At 39.6% G+C, this 4,374-nt stretch carries 2 protein-coding genes; one reads left to right on the top strand and one right to left on the bottom strand.

The annotated features are described in order from the left end of the window. Positions 1-467: 467 nt before the first annotated feature. Entirely contained in the window at positions 468-713 is a 246-nt protein-coding gene (locus tag KDK67_RS13580; protein ID WP_250869395.1) for a hypothetical protein, read from the bottom strand. 782 nt (positions 714-1,495) lie between these two features. Between KDK67_RS13580 and KDK67_RS13575 the strand changes: the two genes are divergently transcribed. Further along, positions 1,496-4,374: matrixin family metalloprotease (locus KDK67_RS13575; RefSeq protein ID WP_250869394.1), on the top strand; the 2,879-nt coding region annotated here is incomplete at its 3' end.

Raw genomic sequence — 4,374 nt, 5'->3', positions numbered from 1 at the left:
TTGAGAGTAAACGGCATATCACCCATAGCATCAACTCCTTATCTTTAACATTTCATTCAAGAATGTCAAAATATGTACGCTTGTGGAGTGTAACTGCTTATACCTGACATTTAATGTACACTTGTAAAGTGTAACTCCTTATATCTGACCTTTTACGGTATTTCGTCAATTCGCTTATTCTGTCATTTTAGATAGGAATGTGAGAATTAATAATTTTTATTCCGACGAATCAAAACCCAGATCAAAAATATAACGGCAAGTATTACGAATACCCATCCAAGTATCGGAACCACAAAATCCTGAGCATTGTTAATTAAATCGTCTTTAGCTGAAATGTGAATCATCTCCTTAACTTTATTAAAAGAATTGAGACTAATGGTGTATATATAGGTACTACCTAAGAACACCTCTATTATGGTCACTTATGTGTAGTTCGTAATATATCGCCATTTGCAAATGGTGTAGTATTAGCGGCGCATTGGTCGCCTGTATACTTCTCTTATTTCTCCACGATTGCCAATTGTGGGTTTACCATCCCGATCATTTAGATACTTATCTGAGAGTTCATATTCATTCAGAACCCACCTCAGTGCAGCGATACGACCTTCAATTGCAATCACTGCATCATTGTCATAAAGTGTGTCTCCGAGTATGTGGTTCTTATGTTGTTTAAGGGACTTCATTTGGTCTTTTATAGCTTGTATTTTCCTCATGACTTCCCCCTTATATCTGTCATTTTAATGTAATTCGTAGTTTCTCTTTATTTGTCATTCTCGCAAGGAAGGTAAATATTAAGGTTTGGATAGATTTGTGGGTTCGAATCTTGTCCCTCGCACAATAAGTTGGGGATATAGGTAACACGAAAAAACCGAACTCCCAAAATTTGTTCTAAAAAAATGACACTCTTTTAAAAATTTGGTTTTAAATGAGTTCGAATCTTACCCCTCGTATGGTAAGTCGGGGATATAGGCATCTCGTAAAAAAACTACGCAAAAATTTAAGAAGTACAACTAACCCTACACAATGAAAATATTTTAATACGTAGTTTTCCATTTAAAAATAATGACTATATCACTCACAGAACAACTTGTTCATACTACAACAAGAATTGAATCAACTATTCCCAATGGGAAATCTGTAGGTACTGGGTTCTTCTTCTCTTTCGAGTTCGAAGAAAATATACAGGTCCCAGTAATCATAACAAATAAACATGTAATTAATGGTGCTATTAAAGGATCTTTTAGACATTGCATGTTTCCTACTATGCTGGAATAGGATGAAAGAGGAGTTTGAAATAGGTTCAATAAATATTAAATAGAGAAAATGTCTATAGTTATTGGGTGAGGTAATTTATTCAGGGATTCGTCCTTTATAGGCTTATTCTATTATTTGATTGGGAAGTCTATTTGAAAATACATTTCCTTGGATGCCTGTGGTAAGTGTATTAGAGCGCTGAGGGTGGATGTGCTGTTAAAATCATTATGGGGTGGAAAAGGTGAGAAAAGCCATATTTCTTGGAATACTTGGCATATTAATTGTATCGATGATCGGACTTGTAAATGCAACTCCTGTAAATAAACAATTAAGTCTTCAAGAATTAACTGAGGATGCAACCATAATCCTCATCGGAAATGTTGAAAATGTGAAAAGTGAGTGGAACGAAGACGAGACGCAGATTTTTACCAATATTACTATTTCTGTTGGAGATGTCATCAAAGGCGATGTGCCTGATCAAAGGATTACAATCAGACAGATGGGTGGGACAGTAGACAATATTAGTCTATATATAATCGATTCACCTCAGTTTAGCTTGGACGAAGAAGTACTTCTTTTTATGAAGCCCGGATTTATCCCGATTGTGGGAATGTCTCAGGGAAAGTTCAGCATAGAAACCGATGCAGGGACAGGAGATAAAATGGTGAAAGAGCTAGGCATCTCTCTGGATGACTTCGTAGATCTGATTAATAACTCAATGCAGGGGGAATCAAATAGTTTGCAAAGCTCTGTAAGTTATGAAATGGGTGTTTCTAGCATTGGTATGTTAGCTGCAGGCTCTAGTCCTTTTAAGATATTTGGTCCCTATCCAGGAGCGACTGGTATTTTTGTCAACGAGCTTAATTCAACAGATAAGCCTCCTTTTTTACATTGGGATCTTCGTGAGTTTTCTGATTGTGAGGTTCCATGGTCAATAAGTGACAATATTACTGATCTAAATGAAGATGGAAATATCACTGATGCCGATAGACAGCTCTTACTTAATGAAATAAACACTTCATTTCAGGCATGGGAAAATGTAAAACCATGCGCAATCGGTTTCGTAGAAGGCAATCCTCGTAATGTATCCAACCGGGCGATAAGAAAGGATGGATTCAATGTTCTGGACTGGTCAGGTCCTAAAGATGATGTCCAGGCGATCGCTGTGGGAAATGGTACCCCAAATTCGATAATAATCACCCCGGGTCCAAACGGTTTTATCAACACAACCCCTGCAGGTGATGATAAGGTAAGCGGGAACAACATCATATCAGGTGTCAATGGTGTCTCAGAGACCACTAAATCAGGTGATGATGACCAGGCGATCGCTGTGGGGAATGGTACCCCAAATTCAATTGCGATTACAGCCGGTCCAAATGGTTTTTTGGAGACTGACCCACTCGGAGATGATAGATTTAATGTTACAAATAATTGGATAACTTCGGGCAATGATGGGATCGTGCAGACACAGGCTAATATAGCAAAAACAGACTTTGTGGCCTTTACAGGGGTTTTTTATGAGAAGAATGGAAGAATAGTTGAATCAGATATCTGGTTTAATAGTAACCTAAATTGGACAGTGGGTATAGAAAATGAGACTAATGGTACCTTTGATGTTCAGGTTACGGCTACCCATGAAATAGGACATTTCATAGGTATAGCTCATAGTCCTGTAGTAAATTCAACTATGGATACTAGTATTTGGCCAGCTGACTTGAGTAAACGGACGTTGGAAGCCAGCGATGAAAATGCAGCGAACTTCCTCTACACCCCTGATTTGGGTGACGCACCTGATCCAGACTATCCATCGCTCGTTCACGATGGTGCTGGAAGAACCCTGAATGGTATTCAATTGCTCAGCCCAGCCTTGGGTGCCGAGCACCTATTCGGTTATCAACCAGCAGGCTATGCTTATGAATGGCTTGGCAAGCTAGTTGAAAAATCCAATGATAAGCGTGAGTGCGAGGCAAAAGTAGTAAATAAGGATGAACATGACGATGGAGTGAGATTTGTTAATTACACCGATGTACCTCGTGAAAAGTTTAAAGTTATCGTAAATGTGAGCACTTCAGGATTGGGGAAAGCCCGCTATAAGGCTGATGACAAACTCTACCTGAATGCCTGGGTGGATTGGAATGGTGATGGTAGTTGGAGCCAATTTGAACAGATAATTGAATGGGAAGGTGGACCTGGATTAAATGATGTCACCAAAAAAGGTAAACTGTTAAATCCAGAGACCCTTTGGCCTGAAGGCACTAATTCCCGGGAGTTGGAGTTTGAAGTCACGGTTCCATTATACACGATTCCAACATATGAGCTTGAGGAACCGTTCTATTCTCGATTCAGATTGGATTATGATGAAAATGTGGGAGAAATAAAACCAGAAATTGATGGGACCTTGAATCAGGATAAAGGAGCAGCCCAATTTGGCGAAGTTGAGGACTATCGTCATGTACGAAAAATAATCCCCTCACTATGCTGGGAAAAGCCATGTGGCACCCCAGTTGAACAGTGTGACCAAGAAACTACTTTTGTGCTTTATGAATCAAATGCCACGATTGTAAAGACAATCCACGGCTATGTATATGTTGACATGGAACCAGACGACGTAAATGGTGCTAATGAAACTATAATTACAGCAGGTGATATTCGTCTTTCTGAATGGCACACAAATTACGAGCCTAACACCAAGGTTATGCCAGAGGATCTGGACAACTTCGATGTTGTTGAGACTGTATATTCAAGTCCAATAAAATACGTCGATGTCAATGACAACCAGATGTATGACCTTTATGACGGTGTTGTCTATGACCTTGATGGTGACGGTTTCGTTTCAGTCGGCGATATACTCCAGACTGATATCCCAGCCGTAGATGTCTATTCCCTTGAAGAGTTCAATGCAGGTGAAAAGATAATGGACCAGGGAGAATTGGGAAATGCATGGGACAGGGTAGACAATTCTCACCCAGCTTATCTAATGGCTCTTGAAAACACAATTGGCAGCGGTAACGCATCTGACCTCCTCAAATGGGTAGACGCAGATGACAGCAACGACTGGAGCTGTGAAGACAAACTCTACCTCATCCAGCCTCACAATATGACTGGATCACTAGGATTTGA

Source organism: Methanococcoides seepicolus, from assembly GCF_023684405.1.
GTDB classification, from domain to species: Archaea; Halobacteriota; Methanosarcinia; order Methanosarcinales; family Methanosarcinaceae; genus Methanococcoides; species Methanococcoides seepicolus.
This window is presented reverse-complemented; position numbering and strand designations above follow the sequence as displayed.

Bases quoted from the DNA above. Each gene is read 5' to 3' on its own strand.
- KDK67_RS13580 (WP_250869395.1), bottom strand. From the start codon at position 713: ATGAGGAAAATACAAGCTATAAAAGACCAAATGAAGTCCCTTAAACAA.